The following is an 18,198-nucleotide window of genomic DNA, read 5'->3' as shown; positions in this document are numbered from 1 at the left end:
CTGATGCGAGGACGGCTGATCTGGGGCGCGCTCATACTGGGCGCGCTCGTGTTCGCTCTGCAGGCGGGGGAGTACAGCACGCTCGACATCGTGCGCCAGCATCGCCGCATTTCGGAACTCACCGCGCGCGGTGACTCGTTGCAGCATGCTGTCGATTCACTGACGCAAGCGGAAAAGATGGTCCGCACCGATCCTGCGACCCAGGAGCGGATCGCGCGGGAAGAGTTTGGCATGGTGCGCGGCGATGAGATTTTGTATCGGTTTATTCAGGATTGGAGCGCTGGCAAGCCATAGTTCGGCGGTGCGCATGAAAAAAAGCCCCGCATAGCACACGAGCTATGCGGGGCTTCTGATTCCAGTAGCAGGGGCGGGGATCGAACCCGCGACCTCACGATTATGAGTCGTGCGCTCTCACCAGCTGAGCTACCCTGCCGTACAACTCCCTACTTCTCCGTACAACGTAACGACGGCCGGCCCGAGGGGCCGGCCGTCGTTACACCAGATATGGCGGGGGCGGGATTTGAACCCGCGACCTTCGGGTTATGAGCCCGACGAGCTACCAGGCTGCTCCACCCCGCGTCAGAGTTTCTAATCTAGTCAGGTGCGCCATCCTGTCAACGCAGTCAGGCCTCTTTCACTATGGTATCGATGCTCCTCCAGCGTGACCGGGACCGTCCCATCCGATAGATTTCGCCCTCAGCGAATGAAGCAAGCCCTTGAAGTTCTGCTCGCAGGTGTGGTGGATTACGCCGGCCTCTTTCCGCCCGCGGCGCTCGACATGGCCGCGGCGACTCAATCGTATGCCCGCTACCTCGGCGACCCCGCCAGAAGGATGCTCGGCCGGTTCGTCGTCCCTGTCGTGCGGCTGCGTGAATTCGACGACGCTGCGTCCGCGCTGTTGCCGCGTGGTGCCGCGAGTGAGCCATGGCGTCTGAGCGCGCTTCCAGGTCCCGATCTCTCCGCCGACATCGATCTTGCGCTCAAGTTCAACTGCCGTCACTGGAACGAATCGGAGATCGGACACGCAGTGATCGATGCACTCGAGATCAAGGTGTCCACAAAGCCGGAGATCGCGGCCGCATGCAGCATCATGCCACGACAATTCGCGCCGTATTTCGAGATCCCGATCGCGAATGATCCTCTCGAGTTGGTGGACGCGATCAGGCGAGACGGCAGCTTTGCGAAGGCTCGCACCGGCGGGGTTACCGAAGCTGCGTTCCCCGATGCGAAAGACGTTGCACGCTTCATGATCCGCTGCCGGGATGCGCGCGTTGCATTCAAGCTCACTGCGGGGCTGCACCACCCGGTGCGCGCGGAGTATGCGCTGACCTACGCCGCTGATGCGCCGCGCGGCACTATGTTCGGCTATCTCAACATGTTCACTGCGGCGGTACTCGCGTGGAAGGGAGCTGATGAAAGCGTTGTTCTGTCGGCGCTGCTGTCGCAATCACCGCGCGATTTTCACTTCTCCGATGATTCCGTCGCGTTCGGCAACCACTCCGTCCCCGTCGCAGTAGTTCGCGACGCGCGTGAGAAGTTCATTATCTCGTTCGGTTCCTGCTCCTTCCGCGAGCCGGTGGACGATCTCGCAGCCCTCTCAATTTCCTGAATGCCAACAAATCTCACGCACGATCCGTCGCTGCCATGCTGGGTCGAGTCCGCCAACGTGCCGGGCTGCGATTTCCCGATTCAGAATCTTCCGTTCTGCGTGTTCAGCGAGTTCGACCCGGAAGCGGTTCCGCGCGGCGGCATAGCGATCGGTGACCAGATACTCGATCTCGCGGTCTGCGCCGACGAGAGTCTGTTCACCGGACGCGCGGCGGATGCCGTCTACGTCGCGGCTCAATCCACGCTCAACGAGCTGATGACTGTCGACAACGAACATCTCTCGGCGTTGCGTGCGGAAGTCAGTGCGTTGCTGAGCGGCAACGGTCACACGCATCGCGGGATACGCCTCCCCCGGAACTTGCTCTATCCGATGGACGGCGCAATCATCTACATGCCGGTACGCATCGGCAACTACACCGACTTCTACGCGTCGATCTACCACGCCACGAACGTCGGAAGCATGTTCCGCCCGGACAACCCGTTGCTGCCCAACTACAAGTGGGTACCGATCGGCTACCATGGCCGCGCATCCTCGGTTTCGCTGAAGGAAACCGTGATTCGTCCGCACGGACAGACCAAACCCGCCAACGAGACCGTGCCGACGTTCGGTCCGTCCAGCCAGCTGGACTACGAGCTCGAGGTAGGCGCATTCATCGCTCGCGGGAACGCGCTTGGCGACCGGATTGCGATCTCCGACGCATCCGAAACGTTGTTCGGATTCTGTCTGGTGAATGATTGGTCCGCACGCGACATCCAGTCCTGGGAGTATCAGCCTCTCGGTCCCTTCCTTTCAAAGAGCTTCGCCACCAACATCTCACCGTTCATCGTGACGCGCGAGGCGCTGGAGCCGTTCAGGGTACCCGCGTACGCACGGCCGGCTGGCGATCCCGCACCGCTGGACTATCTGAACGACGAGACCGATCAGGCCGAGGGCGGGTACGACATTCAGCTCGAAGTGTATCTCTCCAGTCAGCAGATGCGCGACGCCGAGATCGCGCCAGTGCGGCTGAGCCATGGTACATTCAAGGACATGTACTGGACCATGGCGCAGATGGTCGCGCACCACACCAGTAACGGCTGCGACCTCCGGCCCGGCGATCTCATCGCGAGCGGTACGGTGTCGGGTCAGGGGAAGGACGAGCGCGGGTGCCTGCTCGAAATCACGCGCCGCGGCGCAGAGCCATTTGCTCTGCCGACCGGTGAGGAACGACAATTTCTCGAAGATGGAGACGAAGTGATAATGCGGGGATACTGCGAGCGCGAAGGATGCGTCCGTATCGGTTTCGGCGAATGCCGAGCGATGATCGTGGCGGAAGAAAACTGATGCCAGTACGCAAGAAGAAGCCGGTGGCGCGCAAGGCCGCCGCACAAGCCGTGCGCGTTCCGACGGCGAAGATTGCCAACATGCATTCCCGTTACTTCGACGTACGGCAATCGGGAATCCAGGGTAAGGGCGCATTCGCCCGTACCAGAATTCGCAAGGGCCAGCGCATAATAGAATACGCCGGCGAGCGCATCTCGAACGACGAAGCCGACAGCCGTTACGACGAGACCGGCATGAAGCGTCATCATACCTTTCTATTCACACTCACGTCCAGGAAGGTCGTGGACGGCGCAGTGAATGGGAACGAATCGATCTACATCAACCACTCGTGCGATCCCAACTGCGAGGCGGTGATCGAAGATGACCGCATCTTCATCGAGGCGGTGCGTACGATTCAACCTGGTGAGGAACTGGCGTACGACTACCAGTACGAGCGCACCGGCGAAAACGACGAGGAGATGGAGAAGTTCTACAAGTGTCTCTGCGGCGCTCCCAATTGCAGGGGCAGCATTCTGAAGGCCAAGCCCGCACCCCGGCGGAAGAAGACGTCAAAGCGCGCCGCCAAACGGTAGCGCGCTCGCACACCACCAACACCGAGCATGCCAGCTATGCGACACATTTGCATTGGCTTGATCGCCGTCCTCATCGCCAGCACTGCCGGCGCTCAGGAGACCCACAGGCAGACCAGGCCACTCGATCCGGTCAACCTCGATACAACCTGCGCACCGTGCACGAACTTCTACCAGTTCGCCAACGGTGGATGGATGAAGGCGAATCCGATTCCTGCTGCGTATTCGCAGTGGGGCGCCTTCAACGAGCTCGCCGACAACAACAATGAAAACGTCCGCCGGGTGCTGGACGACGCGGTCCGGCAACGTACGACCTCACCCGACGTCGACGTTCGCAAGGTTGGCAATTTCTACGCAGCGTGCATGGACTCGGCGGGGATCGAGAAGGCTGGCTACACGCCGATCAAGGCTTCGCTCGCGAAAATAGCTGCGCTGCATACTCCGGCCGACGTCAGGCAGTACATCATCACTGAGGGCGCGGCCGGCCGCGGCGTTCTGTTTCGATTTGGATCGACCCAGGATGCGAAGAACAGCAGCGAGGTGATCGGAGGCATCGGGCAGGGCGGTATCGGCCTGCCGGATCGCGACTACTACTTCAAGACCGACGCGCATACCGTCGCGCTGCGTGATGCATACGTCAAGCACGTCGCGAACGATCTGATTCTGGTCGGTGAATCGCCGGAGAAGGCTGCCGCCGATGCGAAGAGCATACTCGCCCTTGAAACGTCCATCGCTGCCTCGCACTTGACGCGCGTCGAGTCGCGCAATCCCGAGCTGACCTACAATCGAAAGACGCCGGCGGAGTTGCAGGCGATGACGCCGGACTTCAACTGGAGTGCGTTCTTCGCGGCGGAGAAGGCACACAACGTAACTGCGATCAACGTATCCAATCCGAAGTTCGTTACGACGGTCGATTCGCTTCTCAGGACCGTACCGGTAAGCGAGTGGAAGACCTACTTCACCTGGAACCTGGTCAACCGCTCCGCCAACGCACTGAGCTCTCCGTTCGTCAACGAGGCCTTTGCCTTCAACCAGAATCTGACTGGCGCCAAGGAGCAGCTGCCGCGTTACAAGCGCTGCATCGCCGCCACCGATCGCGCGCTCGGCGAGGCGCTCGGCAAGGCATACGTGAAGCGATACTTCACCCCGGAAGCGAAGGCGCGCGCCACCGCGATGGTTAACAACATCAAGGCAGCGTTCCGCGAGCGGCTCGCAACTCGCACCTGGATGAGCGACTCCACGCGCAAGATGGCGTACGCGAAGCTGGACGCGTTCGCGCAGAAGATCGGATACCCTGACAAGTGGAAGGATTATTCGGCGCTCACTATCAAGCCTGGCGCGTCGTACTACGACAACAGCATGGCGGTCGCCGCGTTCAACAACGCGGATGACATTGCGCGGATCAACAAGCCGGTCGATCGTACGCGCTGGGGAATGACGCCGCCGACGGTCAACGCGTACTACAATCCGTTGATGAACGAGATCGTATTTCCAGCCGGCATCATGCAGCCGCCGTTCTTCGATCCCAACGCCGACGATGCGGTCAATTACGGCGGAATGGGTGCCGTGATCGGCCACGAGATGAGTCACGGCTTCGACGACCAGGGCGCACAGTTCGACGCGCAGGGCAATCTGAAGACATGGTTCACCAAGGCAGATCTCGCGAACTTCAAGGCGAAGACGGCAGCGTACGCCGACCAGTTCGACACGTACACCATCCTCGACTCGGTGCACGTGAACGGCAAACTCACCAACGGTGAGAACATCGGCGACCTGGGCGGACTCACCATCGCCTACGCGGCGATGGAAAAGGCGCTCGGCAACAAGCCCCGCACAAAGATCGACGGATTCACGCCGGAGCAGCGGTTCTTCCTCGCGTGGGCCCAGATCTGGCGTTCCAACACCAGGCCGGAGGAGGCGCGTCTCCGCATAGCAACGGATCCGCACAGCCCCGCAATCTGGCGCGTCAATGCACCGCTCTCCAACATGCCCGCGTTCGCCGAAGCGTGGGGTTGCAAGACCGGCACACCGATGGCTCGCCCTGCATCGGAATCCGTCGCTATCTGGTAGCCGGCCGGTAGTTCGACTTATCTTGTCGGGGCGGAAGCGGAGCGCTCGCTTCCGCCCCTCTTTTTCACTCGATCCACTGCGGGAAATGCCAGCGTGACCACCCCGTTCTTCTACCGGATGTCCAGTGGCATTCGCATAACAGTTCGACCCGTCTACCTGCGCGACCAGTCGGATCCGGCGGCGCAGCATTACGTCTTTGCTTATTTCGTGCGTGTGGAAAACGTGGGCGACCGGCCGGCGCAGCTGCTGTCACGCCGCTGGCTCATTCACGACGATATCGGTGAGGACACCGAGGTCGTCGGCGACGGCGTGGTGGGAGAGCAGCCGGTGATCCCGCCCGGTCGCGTGCACGAGTATCAGAGCTTTTGCGTCCTGAAGAGCGGCGAGGGGTACATGGAGGGTCAGTACTTCTTCGTGCGCGCGACCGGGGATGACGGTGGCGAGACGTTCACCGCCGATATTCCGCGGTTCATCCTGAGCGCTACGGGTTCTCCGAGCTTCCCTTCGTAGGCCGGATCGGGCGCGGCAGCTGTGGGCGGCCGCGCGGACGTCCGCCGACTGGTGGCGGTGCAGCGGTTCGGTCCGAGAGATAGTACGGCACAACCGCATTGTTCTCGACCACGTAGATCACGGCCCCCTGGCGCCGGCCACCCGTGACCTGCACCGCGGGCTGATCCACCACCAGCTGCCGAGGATAGTTGAGCCGCGGGTCGGCGACCACGTACCGGCCAGGGTACATATATGTGAGCTGGGGCAGCCTGATCGATAATGGGTCGTCCGGGTCGTACGGCTCCCGATCGGTATCGAATGCTCGATACTTGCTTCGGCCCGACGACAGAACGAAGACCACGACGACGTCCCGATCGGTTCGCCCCGCTACCGCGATATCGGCCCGCCCGTCGCCGTTGAAATCACCGATCACGGCCCACGGCACCTGCCGCGGCGACGGCTCGTAGTCCGGCAGTCCCCGGTAATCCTGCTGTGTCCAGGGCTCGAAGTCGCGATTGTAGCGGTCGAGCGCGTCCTCCATCGCGGGTGGCAGATCGAGGAGCCATATTCCGTTGGGTGACCTGGAAATCGTCGGCCTGGGCTCTTCGCGGAGATCGCGGCGCTGCGCCTGTGCGGTGCCGGGTAGAGTCCCGGCAATAAGGCAGGCGGCGACGGCGATTTGTGGCATCGATAAGCGCATGTTCTCAAGTCTCGGCACGACCATTCGCGGAACGACAGTTGCTAGCACGGGGGTATGACGAAAATCTACGACGTGAGCGTCCCGATCCGGGATGGAGGCCTCGTTTATCCCGGAAATCCGGAGATCCGCATCTCACTGCAGCAATCCATCGCGCTCGGTGCTGGCGCCAACGTATCGAACCTATCGTTTGGATCGCATACGGGCACGCACGTGGACGCGGAGCACCATTTTTTCAATGACGGGCGAGGAGTCGACGAGATTCCACTCGAGACTCTGCTGGGCCCTGCGATTGTGCTGGAATTCGGCCCGGAAACCAGCGCGGTCGGGCGTGCCGATCTCGCCGCGCATGATCTTGCTGGCGCCGCGCGGGTGCTGCTCAAGACACGAAATTCTGCCTACCTCACCCAGGACCCGACGTTTCACAAGGACTACACCTACCTTGCTCCCGATGGCGCAGAATATCTCGTGGGACTCGGCGTGAAGCTCGTCGGCATCGACTATCTCTCCATCGAACAATTCCACTCTGGTCACCACCGCACGCATCTCACTCTCCTCGGTGCGCACGTCGTGATAGTCGAAGGCCTCTATCTCCAGAACGTGCCTGCCGGACGTTACAGCTTCTACTGTCTGCCGATCAAGCTCGCCGGATGTGACGGTGCGCCGGCGCGCGCGGTGCTCGTGAGTGAGTGATATGACGATCGAGCTCATACTGTGCGATGTTGGCGGCGTCCTCGGATCCAACGGATGGGATCACAACGAGCGAGCGCTCGCCGCAAGGCACTTCGGCCTGGAGTTCCTGCCGTTCGAGCGAAGGCACGAGGAAGCGGTCGACACGCTGGAGTGCGGAAGGATGACGCTCGACGAATATCTCGACTTCACCGTCTTCAACGAGAATCGCACGTTCACGCGCGAGCAATTCCGGGACTTCATGTACGCGCAGAGCGTGCCGAATCGCCCTGCGCTCGATCTGATGACCGGTATTGCATCCAAACGTCGCTGGCGCATGATGACGCTCAACAACGAGTCAGCGGAGTTGAATGAATTTCGCGTGAAGCTGTTCGGCCTGACTCCGATTTTCGAGGCATTCCTGACCTCTGCGTACGTCGGAGCACAGAAGCCGCATGAGAGCTTCTACGATCGTACCCTCGCCATAGCACACGCGGATCCGGAGCGCACGGTGTTCATCGACGATCGCGCTGAGAATCTTGCGCCGGCCCGCGACCGCGGCGTACACTGCATTCACGCAACCGACACCAATGCGGTACGGGACGGCCTCGCCGTGCTCGGTGTGCGTCCATAAGGTAGTACCGTCTCTCACCAAACAAAGACATCATGCAACTCGCAATGATCGGACTCGGCAAGATGGGAGGCGCCATGACCGAGCGCCTCATTCGTGGCGGACATTCCGTCGTAACTTATGACCGCAGTCCGGACGCTGTACAGCACACCGTGACGCTCGGCGCGACAGCGTCCAGCGGCATCGCAGATCTGGTCTCGAAGCTCTCGGCGCCACGCATCGCGTGGGTGATGGTTCCGGCCGGCCAGCCGACCGACGACACGATCAACGAGCTGGCACAGCACATGGATCGCGGCGACGTGATAATCGACGGCGGCAACTCGAATTTTCACGATACGATGCGCCGCAGCGCCGAATTGACAAAGAAGGGAATCGAGTTCGTCGACGCGGGCACCAGTGGTGGTGTGTGGGGACTGAAGGAAGGCTATTGCGAGATGGTGGGCGCGTCCGACGCAACGTTCAAGCTCTGCGAGCCGCTGTTCGCGACCCTGGCGCCGCCGAACGGATATGCGCACGTCGGCCCTACCGGTGCGGGGCATTATGTGAAGATGGTGCACAACGGAATCGAATACGGCATGCTGCAGGCGTACGCAGAAGGCTACGAGATACTGCACGCGTCGAGCGAGTTCAAGCTCGATCTCGCACAGATCTCGGCGCTCTGGAATCAAGGCTCCGTCGTACGCTCCTGGCTCAATGAGCTCGCCGCGCAGGCATTCGCTCGCGACGGTAATCTCACGGATCTCAAGGGCTACGTGGAGGACAGTGGGGAGGGGCGCTGGACGGTGCAGGAAGCCATCGACCTCAACGTGCCGGCGCCCGTCATCACGCTTTCATTGTTGATGCGGCTGCGGTCGCGCCAGCCAGACAGCTTCGGCGCAAAGGTAATTGCCGCGCTGCGCAACGAGTTCGGCGGACACGCGGTGAAGCATTCATGACGGCGTCCGTCGCACCCAAACTCGACGTCTCGCCAAGTGCGGTCCGTGCCGCCGCGGCGAAGGTAACCGGCGGTCACGCTCAACGTGCGGATCCGTGTACCATGGTCATCTTCGGCGCCGGCGGCGATCTCGCCAAACGCAAGTTGTTTCCTGCCATCTACGAGCTGGCGCACCAGAAGTTGCTGTCGGACGATTTCGCGCTGGTCGGTCTCGTCCGGGATGACACCACAGACGACGCATTTCGGAAGGAGATGCGCGACGCCGTCTCCGGCTCCGATGAGATTCACGGATTCGATGAAGCGGTGTTCGACTGGCTCGAGTCACGCGCTTTCGTCGCGAAGGGTGACATCGACGACGCAGCGACCTACGAGGCGATCAAGAAGGAGCTCGCAGACGTCCACGAGGCGCTCCAGCTGAAGAACAACAACGTGCTCTTCTATCTTGCGGTGCCGCCGAGTGTCTTTCGTTCCGCACTGACACATCTTGCCGATAGCGGGTTGATGCCGCACTCGACGTCCGCCGATGATCGTCCATGGACGCGTGTCGTGATCGAGAAACCGTTCGGGCACAGTCTCTCGACTGCGCGGGAGCTCAACGAGCTCGTGCTGGCGCGTTTCGGCGAGCATCAGGTGTATCGCATCGACCACTACCTGGGCAAGGAAAGCGTACAGAACATCCTCGTCTTTCGCTTTGCCAATGCGCTCTTTGAGCCACTCTGGAATCGTCAGTACATCTCGCAGATTCAGGTCACGGCCGCCGAGACCGTCGGAATGGAAGGGCGTGGCAAGTACTACGAGGAGGCTGGTGTCGTTCGCGACATGTTCCAGAACCATCTTCTCCAGCTGTTGACGCTGGCCGCGATGGAGCCGCCGATCGCCGCCGCCGGTGACGCGGTCCGCGACGAGAAGGTGAAAGTGCTACGCTCGATTCGTCCTCTGCTCGCCGAGGGCAATCCCGCGGCTGTGCGAGCGCAGTACACTGCCGGCTCGATCGACGGGAAGAACGTGATTGGGTACCGGCAGGAACCGAGCGTCGATCCTCGATCCGTCACACCGACTTATGCAGCGCTGCGCGTATTCATCGATAACTGGCGCTGGCAGGGAGTGCCGTTCTATCTGCGGTCGGGGAAGCGGCTCGCCAAGCGCTGCACGGAGATCGCGTTCCAGTTCCGTACCCCACCCGATCTCATGTTCGGCGGAGATACTGGCGGGGTTCGCCCGAACGTACTGGTGATTCGCATTCAACCCAACGACGGCATCGCGCTGCGCTTCGAAGTGAAAACGCCCGGGGCGGCGTACGAGCTGGAGCCGGGTCTCGAGATAAGCCGCGTCGACATGGACTTTTCGTACGCCGAAGCGTTCGGCGAGGACATTCCGCCGGCATACGAAACGTTGCTCCTGGATTGTCTCGTCGGCGATCAGACATTGTTCACACGCAGCGATGAAGTCGATATGCAGTGGTCGGTCATCGATCCTTTGCTCGATTACTGGCAACGGCGTGCCGATCGGCAGATTCCGACCTACGAGGCAGGCACCTGGGGTCCCAAGGAAGCAGACGAACTGGTCGCGCGGGACGGCCACGTTTGGCGATGAGGCTTGCCTCCATCGCCGCGCTGCTGCTGGCGGTCGCGTGTGAGCATACGGACAGCGACGTAGCGCACGGACAGGGAGTCACCGCCGCGGATACGGTCGCGACAGTATGGCTTGCACGCGCAGAGGCACAGCCGGAGATAGCGAGCTGGCTGTATCTGCGCGCCGCCGCTTCCACGGCAGATTCGGCCGCAAGGAAGGAGCTCTACGCACGTGTACGGCTCCCGCTGGCGCGAGAGCGAATCCCCTGGGTCGAAGCCGCTGCACTCGAGCACTTCGGCGACACGCTCAGCGCCCTCAAGGCATACAGTGCATTGCCGGCTCCGGTCACGGTCTTTCGCATTCGTGCCGCAACAGGAGCTGCAGCGAAGGATTCCGTCCGCACCGCACTCGTCGCCTTCATCTCGACATCGAGGGGCGACGCGGTCCGCGAGGCCACATCGTTGTTCGACAAGTTGTTTACCGATGCCAGGCCCGACGAGCAACTGACGATTGCGCGCGCCGCGACCCGCGCTGGTCTCTGGGCCCGTGCACGAACGGGCTTCGAAGCGAGCGACGATGCGTCACTCAGCCAGGTGGACAGGTTTTCGTTCGGTACGGCGCTTTCAAGAACCAATGCCGACACGCGTGCGGCCGAGGTCTATGCAACGGTAAAGTCACCTGCGTCGCTCGCTAACGCAGCGCGGTATCAACGCGCGCGTTCTCTACTCGCCGCTGGCGACGCCGCCGGCGCGCGTTCCGCGCTTCGATCCCTGTCCGACGCATCGGATACGAGCGCGGCTGCGGCGCTCGCACTCACAGCCGATCTTCAAACCGATGATGGCGACGATGCAGCCAGCCGCCGAACTCTGCTCGGACTGATAAAACGATTTCCATCGACCCGCTTTGCCGCGCCAGCGGAGTTCAACGCGGCCATGGTCGCGCTGATACTCGGACAGACGTCATCGGCGGTCAAGGAGTTTACAACGCTCGCCAGATCCCCATCCGGTGACGCGCTTGCAGCCGGATACTGGCTCGGCCGCGCTCGCGAGACGGCGGGCGACAGCACGGCGGCGCGTGACGCGTGGCGCGCGGTGATCAAACGCGACTCGACTTCATACTACGCAACGCTGGCCGCGGCGCGACTCGGAGTGCAGAGCATGCACTCGTCGCAGACCGCGGCTGGCTTCCCGCGCGTGGCATCGGTCGACAGTGCGGTGCTGCGCGTCTCGTTGTTGCGCAGATTCGGAATGTCGTCCGAAGTGCAGATGGAAAATGACAGGCTCTACCGCGACGCGAAGACAGACAGCACGCGGCTGCTGGCGACTGCCGCAGCATTCTCCGGAACCGATCAGGCTGCCCGCGCGATAGCGCTAGGCCGCGACGCACTCTCGAGAGTAGGATCGACACCAGACATCTGGCGCTTGATCTATCCGGTGGCCGCACGGGACACGATCGTCGCGGAGTCGCGTAGAGCGGGGCTGGACCCCGCACTCGTGGCAGGTCTGATCCGGCAGGAGTCGAACTTCAATCCCGGCGCGAGGTCACCAGCCGGTGCACGGGGCCTGATGCAGGTGATGCCGGCGGTGGGGAAGTCGATCGCCCCATCAGCCGGCATCACGTCGTGGGATCCAGCCCTGCTTTACGATCCCGGAATCAACATCGAGATCGGTATCCGGCATCTCGCACCGCTGCTCAAGGCCCAGCCGAACGTTGAGAGATCGCTGGCCGCCTACAATGCGGGCGGCTCGCGTGTTGCACGATGGTCCACCAAGCGCGGCGCCGACGACCCCGAGGTCTTCACGGAGCGGATACCGTTTTCCGAGACTCGCGACTACGTGAAAAACGTCTTGCGAAACCGCGAATTCTATCGGATGCTTTATGCGTGGTGAATTCCGTCGCATCCTCGATCAGCGTGTAAACGACGGGGACAACGAATAGCGTCAGCAGCGTCGACGTAATGAGGCCGCCGATCACGGCACGCGCCAGCGGAGCGCGCTGATCGGCTCCGGGCCCGATGGCGAGTGCGAGTGGCAACATTCCAAAGATCATCGCCATCGACGTCATGATGATCGGACGCAATCGCGTGCGGCCGGCGTTGAGGAGCGCGTCGTGCCGGTTTGCACCCTCGCCGCGATTCAGGATCGTGAAATCGACGAGAAGGATTCCGTTCTTGACGACGAGACCCATGAGCATGATGATCCCGATCATGCTCATGATGTTGAGGTTCCCCTTTGTCACGAGCAACGCCAGTGCGACGCCGATGAAGCTGAGTGGCAGCGACATCAGAATCGACAGCGGTTGCAGGAATGATCCGAAGAGCGACGCAATGATGAGATAGATGAACACCACGGCCAGCAGCAGCGCACTGCCGACGTATCCCTTGGTCTCGTTCAGGTTCTTCACGTCGCCGCCGAATACGGTGTGATAGCCGGGCGGAAGACCGAGCGAATCGATGGCGGCCTGCACCTTTGCGGCGACGTCGCCGACGTTGTAGCCAGGCAGCACACCGGCCGAAATGCCGATCTGCCGCTCCAGATTCCGGCGACTGATCTGCTGAGGCCCGGTGCCGAGTGTGATGTCGGCAACCTGCGACAGTGGAATGATCACCGGCCGGCCCGTCGTCGGGTCGATATTGCTGCTCGGCACCGGTATGTTGGCGACGTTGCTCACCGACTGGCGCAGTGAATCGGGATAGACGACGATGACGTCATGCGAATAACCGTTGGCGTCCTCCCATTGCGTCGCGCGCTGTCCAGTGAACAGTGGCTGAAGTGTGGATGCAACGGACGCTATCCCGACACCCGACGCCCACGCGCGCTCTCGATCCACATCGACGTCCAGCTGCGGAATGTTGCCGTCATCGCTGGAGTTAGCCTCGGCGATGCCGGGCACATCCTTGATCGCTTCGAGCACCTGATTTGCGGCGATCTTGAGACGCGACTCCTCGGGTCCCTGCACGTTCACCGATATCGGCTGACCGCGTCCGCCGAATATCGACGACGCATTCTGGATGGTCGGTGTGATTCCGGGAATGTTCTTCAGCTCGCCGCGAAGCCGATTCTGAATGTCCTGCACCGACGCGGAGCGATGAGCGGCTGGCCTGAGGCGGACGTAGATCGATCCGGAGTTGGGCGTGCCGCGGAATCCAGAACCGATCGTGGTGTAGGTGAACTCGGTTTCCGGCTGCTTCCTGAGGAACGCGGCAACCTGCTCGGACTTGTCCGTCGTGTAGCCGATGGTCGAGCCTGGCGCGGTGCGCACGCTGACGCTGAATTCGTCCGAGTTCGTATCGGGCATCCACGTGAAACCAAGCTTTCCGGTGATGAGCACGGCAACGGCAACCGAGCCGAGCGCACCGAATATCACGGCGGCGCGATGCTTGAGCGCCCACTCGAGCCACGCAGGGTAGTGGTCCGCCGCCTTCTCGAACCATGCGTTGAATCGGAGCGCGACGCGGCGGATGGGATTACGGACCTTCCTGTAATCCACTTCACCCGCATGCCCCAGCTCGTGCTCGAGCTCCGGGTCCGGCCAGACACTCGACAGCATCGGATCGAGTGTGAACGACACGAACAGCGAAACGAGCACCGCGAATGCGACGGTGACTCCGAACTGAAAGAAGATCTTTCCTATGATTCCGCCCATGAAGGCGACGGGAACGAACACCGCCATGACGGCGAGCGTGGTCGAGATCACAGCCATGCCGATCTCGTCCGTCCCTTCCATGGACGCCTTCACGTGGTCCTTGCCCATCTGGACGTGTCGCACGATGTTTTCCCGCACGACTATCGCATCATCTATGAGCAACCCGATCGCGAGCGACAACGCGAGGAGCGTCATCGTGTTCACCGTGAAGTTGAAGAGCCACATCACGAAGAACGCGGAGATCACGCTCACCGGGAGCGTGAGTCCGGTTATGATCGTCGAGCGCCATGAGTTGAGGAACAGATACACGATCGCGATCGTGAGAACGGCGCCGAGTATGATGTTCAGCTGAACGTCGGATAGCGACTCGCGGATGCGTTGCGAGTCATCCCGGATCACGGTGAGCCGCACGTCGCCGGGCACCACGTTCTCGAGATCCGTGATCGCGGCGTGCACCGAATCCGCGACTTCCACGGTGTTGGAGCCTGCAATCTTCTGAATGTCCAGCGCGACCGTCGGCGCGCGGTTGAGCATCGCAGCTGTGCGCTTGTCCGCCGACCCGTCGATTACCGTGCCGAGGTCGCGCAGATGCACTGGCGATCCTCCGCGCACGGCGACGACGATTCCGCCGAATGCCTTGGGGTCGATGATGCGCCCGCGAATGCGGACCAGCGTCTCGACCGAGCCCTTGTCGATCCGGCCGGCTGGTACTTCCTGATTTTCGCGCTGGAGCGCGGCCATCACGTCGGGCGGAGTCAACCCGTACGAGCGCATCGCGTTGGGATCGAGCTGGATGCGGATCGTCCGCTGCTCGCCACCAGAAAGATTTACCGCGGCGACACCGGGAACCGCTTCGAGGCGCTGCGTGATCGATTCCGTTGCGATGTCCGTGAGTTCTCGAATCGGCCGCGTCGAGCTCTGCACCGCGATCGACATGATGGGCGAGTCGTTCGGATCGAAGTGGCGGACTACCGGCTCGTCGATGTTGGGGGGAAGCGAGCGGCGGATGCGCGCGATCTTCGCCTGCACATCCTGTTGCGCCGCGAGCACGTCGACGCCGAGATTCAACTGCACGCGCACGAGCGACGTTCCGTCGATGGACGTCGACGTGAGCTCGTAGATCCCTTGGACCGTGTTGAGCGCCTCTTCGATCGGTCGCGAAACGTCGCGCTCCATGACTTCAGGAGATGATCCCGCGTACGTCGTCTGAACGATGACCGTGGGGTAGGTAATGTCGGGATATTCGTCGATCGCGAGGCGTTGGTATGAGACGACGCCGAGCACGACGAGCGCCACCATCATCATGGTGGCGAATACGGGATGCTTGATCGATACGTCGGAGATGAACACCGCTATTTTCTCCGCGCGCCGCGATCACCGCCAATGATCTGGATCTGTGTGCCCGGTGCGAGCGTGCCGACATTGCCGACGACGACCTGATCGCCTGCCTCGAGTCCGGACGTGATCTGAGCCAGCGCTGCCTGATCGTTCACGATGCCCAGATTCACGAATACCTGTTCGACAGTACCCGTGTTGACGCGATACACGTAAGTCTTGCCGCTGTCCGCGGTCTGGTGCAGCGCGCTCGTCGGCACCACCAACACGCCGTTGACGATGCTTGCAATCACGTCACCGGTGGCGAGACTGTTGCCCTTCAACGCTCCATCGGGATTGTCGACATCCACGTACACTGTGATCGAGCGCGTGGTGGGATCGATGGTGGGACTCACTCGCGCGACCTTTCCGGTGAAGGAAAGTCCCTGCGCGGCGAACGCAACCTTCTGGCCTGGCTTGATCGACGAAGCACGTCGCTCGGGCACTGTTGCGGCGAGCTCGAGCGTCTGGTTCCGAACGAGCGTGAAGATCGACGCGCCCCTGGCTATGTGTTCTCCGACGTCGACCAGCTTCTTGTCTATCACACCACTGATTGGTGCGACTACTTTCGTGTCGCGCGCCGCAATGTTCGCTTCCTCGAGAGCGGCGTCGGTCGCCGCGAGTCGGGCGCGCGCGGCGTCAACCGCCTGCTGCGATACGCGATAGTCTGCTTCCGAGATCGCACCAGCGTGGAACAGATCTCCGCTCTGCTTGAAATTCCATTCGGCCTGCGACAGATCAGCCTTCGCCGCGGATTGACCGGCGCGGGCACTCGCCGCGGCGCTTTGCTGCGCGACGGCCTCGAACTGTGCGAGCAGTTGGCCCTGTTGAACGTGCTGTCCTTCGCGCACGTAAACGCCGGTTAGATCACCCTCGATGCGCGCGTGCATGTCGACGCTCTGGAGCGGACGAAGCAATCCGGTTATCGGAACACCATCCGATAGCGAACCCACGTGCGCCGTTGCGATATCCGACGGTGCGACGGCGATGCTCCGGATCTTGGGCCCACCTTTGGACGCGCTCGCCGGTGAAGCCACGGCCTTCGCGTCGGCCGTATCGTTGCCGCATCCCGCAACGACGATGGTGGCCGCAGTCAGGCCGAGTGAGAGCGCGATCCTAGCGAGCCGCAAGGCCATCGCTCGATGCTGCAGAGGTTGCATTGTCAGTGGAAGGAAGTGGAAGCGGACGGCCCTGCGTCTGCGCAAGGGCGACCGCCGCTATGTATACGTCGTAGAGCGAGCGCGCCTGATTGGTCTGCGCGGTCGTCAGTGCAAGTTGTGCGTCGGATACTTCGAGCTGCGTCGCCATCCCGCGCGAATAGCGCAGGCTCGCGAGTTTGTACGCCTCTTCGGCCTCGGCGACGTTCTGCTGCTGCGCCGTGTACTGCCCGCGGGCGCGCGACAGGTCGGCCTTGGCGGTTTCGACGTCGTTGGAAACCTGTTCGCGCGTCTGTGCGAGTTGCGCCTTCGCGACTCGCGCCTGTGCGCCTGCGAGGTCGATGTTTCCCTTGCTGAGCAGGCCGTCGAATAGTGGGAACGATACGGTGAATCCGAACGACTGGTCGCTGAACCATCCGCCGTTCTGCGCGGTGCACACCTTGCCGGGCGCACTGCCCGCTGCGCATGACACGGTCTTGAAGATTCCCCGTCCGGGTGGAAAGATGTCGCCGTTCACGGGATACGCACCGTAGCCGTTGTTGAAGTTGAACGTGACAGTCGGGAACAGCGCGGCACGCGCGACGGACACGCCCAGCTCGCGGGCACGCGCGTTGAGGCTGGCCGATGCTAGCGCGGGTCGATTTTCGGGACCGATACTCGTATCCACCGTGGCGAGTACGTCGCGGATGACGACAGAGTCGATCGACGTCGTGAGCGCCAGCGGACGGGAGGCGGGAACGTTCGCTAGTCGCTTGAGCTCGAGCGCCGCCACCTGCGCGTTCTCTCGCGCCTGCAACACCAGCGGCTCGATGTTGGCGAGTGCAACCCGCGCTCGCAACACATCGTAGCGCGACATCCTGCCAGCCTTCTCGAACTGCTCGGCCTGCTTCAATTGCGCCGACGCCAGCTCGTAGCTCTGTTGCTGGATCTGCACCATGCGATGCGTGAACAACGCGTTCACGTACGCCGTCTGTGTTTGCAGCCCGATCAGCGATCGCGTTTCCTCGAGCTCCTGCGCTGACGCGCCGGTCGCTGCGCGCGACGCGCGGATCGCATTCACGACGCGGCCGCCCTGAAACAGAATCTGGGATGCATTGAGCGTGGCCGCGTAGCTGTACGGTTGATTGAATACCTGACCGACTGCCTGACCGCGTGCACTCTGCACGGTACGATTTTCCGAACCGTTTACGCGGAGCTGCGGCAAACCAGGCGCGCGAGCAATCGTCGCCTGCGCCTGAGTCATGGAGAGATTGGCGCGCGCGACGCTCACTTCCTCACCGATCCGATCCGCGCGCGTTACCGCTTCGCGAAGCGATAACGAAAGGGTGTCAGTCTGCTGGCGCGCTTGCTGTGCAGACAGCGGCGGCGCCGATAAAATAATGATAAAAAAAAGAGCCCGATTACGCATTGTCCAAAGTACGCGCCGGGCCCATGAAACGTTTTGCGATGTGCGAGCTAC

At 62.0% G+C, this 18,198-nt stretch carries 15 protein-coding genes and 2 tRNA genes; 11 read left to right on the top strand and 6 right to left on the bottom strand.

Annotated features, from left to right (window positions below):
* The first annotated feature begins 3 nt into the window (after nucleotides 1-3).
* Nucleotides 4-294 carry a septum formation initiator family protein gene (locus V4529_09705; protein MES2358602.1) on the top strand — a complete coding sequence of 97 codons (291 nt, stop codon included), beginning with the start codon at nucleotides 4-6 and terminating at the stop codon, nucleotides 292-294.
* Nucleotides 295-359: 65 nt separating this feature from the next.
* On the opposite strand, the gene V4529_09700 is transcribed toward V4529_09705, so the two are convergent.
* Nucleotides 360-433 (bottom strand) — tRNA-Met (locus V4529_09700).
* Between the two features lie 72 nt (nucleotides 434-505).
* Nucleotides 506-579, bottom strand: a tRNA-Met gene (locus tag V4529_09695).
* A 124-nt stretch (nucleotides 580-703) separates the two neighbouring features.
* Here V4529_09695 and V4529_09690 point away from each other — a divergent pair.
* From V4529_09690 to apaG, 5 genes are all read left to right on the top strand, one after another.
* Entirely contained in the window at nucleotides 704-1,609 is a 906-nt protein-coding gene (locus V4529_09690; GenBank protein MES2358601.1) for a hypothetical protein, read from the top strand.
* Nucleotides 1,610-2,932: a fumarylacetoacetase gene (fahA, locus tag V4529_09685; protein ID MES2358600.1), complete on the top strand. Its 1,323-nt coding sequence runs from the start codon at nucleotides 1,610-1,612 to the stop codon at nucleotides 2,930-2,932.
* Nucleotides 2,932-3,504: an SET domain-containing protein-lysine N-methyltransferase gene (locus V4529_09680; protein ID MES2358599.1), complete on the top strand. Its 573-nt coding sequence runs from the start codon at nucleotides 2,932-2,934 to the stop codon at nucleotides 3,502-3,504. Before fahA ends, V4529_09680 begins: the two co-directional genes overlap by 1 nt.
* 27 nt (nucleotides 3,505-3,531) lie before the next feature.
* Nucleotides 3,532-5,571, top strand: a complete 2,040-nt coding sequence (locus V4529_09675) for a M13 family metallopeptidase (protein MES2358598.1) — start codon at nucleotides 3,532-3,534, stop codon at nucleotides 5,569-5,571.
* 93 nt (nucleotides 5,572-5,664) lie between these two features.
* The gene (apaG, locus tag V4529_09670) at nucleotides 5,665-6,081 is read left to right on the top strand and encodes a Co2+/Mg2+ efflux protein ApaG (GenBank protein ID MES2358597.1); all 417 of its coding nucleotides are present in this window, start codon (nucleotides 5,665-5,667) and stop codon (nucleotides 6,079-6,081) included.
* Here apaG and V4529_09665 read toward each other — a convergent pair.
* Entirely contained in the window at nucleotides 6,053-6,748 is a 696-nt protein-coding gene (locus V4529_09665) for an FG-GAP repeat protein (protein ID MES2358596.1), read from the bottom strand. The genes apaG and V4529_09665 overlap by 29 nt on opposite strands.
* Before the next feature lie 66 nt (nucleotides 6,749-6,814).
* On the opposite strand from V4529_09665, the gene V4529_09660 reads away from it, so the two are divergent.
* The 5 genes from V4529_09660 to V4529_09640 all read left to right on the top strand — a co-directional run bounded on the left by V4529_09660 (nucleotide 6,815) and on the right by V4529_09640 (nucleotide 12,452).
* The gene (locus tag V4529_09660) at nucleotides 6,815-7,450 is read left to right on the top strand and encodes a cyclase family protein (GenBank protein ID MES2358595.1); all 636 of its coding nucleotides are present in this window, start codon (nucleotides 6,815-6,817) and stop codon (nucleotides 7,448-7,450) included.
* A 1-nt stretch (nucleotide 7,451) separates the two neighbouring features.
* Complete coding sequence (locus V4529_09655) at nucleotides 7,452-8,060, top strand: HAD-IA family hydrolase (GenBank protein MES2358594.1); 609 nt, start codon at nucleotides 7,452-7,454, stop codon at nucleotides 8,058-8,060.
* A 32-nt stretch (nucleotides 8,061-8,092) separates the two neighbouring features.
* Nucleotides 8,093-8,992: a decarboxylating 6-phosphogluconate dehydrogenase gene (gene gnd / locus V4529_09650; protein MES2358593.1), complete on the top strand. Its 900-nt coding sequence runs from the start codon at nucleotides 8,093-8,095 to the stop codon at nucleotides 8,990-8,992.
* A gap of 101 nt (nucleotides 8,993-9,093) precedes the next feature.
* On the top strand, nucleotides 9,094-10,584 hold the full coding sequence (gene zwf / locus V4529_09645; protein ID MES2358592.1) for a glucose-6-phosphate dehydrogenase: 1,491 nt from the start codon (nucleotides 9,094-9,096) through the stop codon (nucleotides 10,582-10,584).
* The gene (locus tag V4529_09640; protein ID MES2358591.1) at nucleotides 10,581-12,452 is read left to right on the top strand and encodes a transglycosylase SLT domain-containing protein; all 1,872 of its coding nucleotides are present in this window, start codon (nucleotides 10,581-10,583) and stop codon (nucleotides 12,450-12,452) included. The genes zwf and V4529_09640 overlap by 4 nt, the downstream gene beginning before the upstream one ends.
* On the opposite strand, the gene V4529_09635 is transcribed toward V4529_09640, so the two are convergent.
* Genes V4529_09635 through V4529_09625 form a run of 3 tightly spaced genes read right to left on the bottom strand, consistent with a single transcriptional unit; the run spans nucleotide 12,361 to nucleotide 18,147 of the window.
* A complete protein-coding gene (locus tag V4529_09635) occupies nucleotides 12,361-15,558 on the bottom strand; it encodes an efflux RND transporter permease subunit (protein MES2358590.1) in 3,198 nt (1,065 codons plus the stop codon). The genes V4529_09640 and V4529_09635 overlap by 92 nt on opposite strands.
* Nucleotides 15,559-15,560: 2 nt before the next feature.
* Entirely contained in the window at nucleotides 15,561-16,718 is a 1,158-nt protein-coding gene (locus tag V4529_09630; protein MES2358589.1) for an efflux RND transporter periplasmic adaptor subunit, read from the bottom strand.
* Nucleotides 16,699-18,147 (bottom strand): TolC family protein, encoded by a 1,449-nt coding sequence (locus V4529_09625; protein MES2358588.1) that lies wholly within the window; start codon nucleotides 18,145-18,147, stop codon nucleotides 16,699-16,701. The genes V4529_09630 and V4529_09625 overlap by 20 nt, the downstream gene beginning before the upstream one ends.
* Nucleotides 18,148-18,198 lie beyond the last annotated feature (51 nt).

Source organism: Gemmatimonadota bacterium, from assembly GCA_040388625.1.
Taxonomy (GTDB): Bacteria; Gemmatimonadota; Gemmatimonadetes; order Gemmatimonadales; family Gemmatimonadaceae; genus Fen-1247.
The sequence above is the reverse complement of the archived record's forward strand: the minus strand, read 5'-3'. Positions and strand labels throughout refer to the sequence as shown.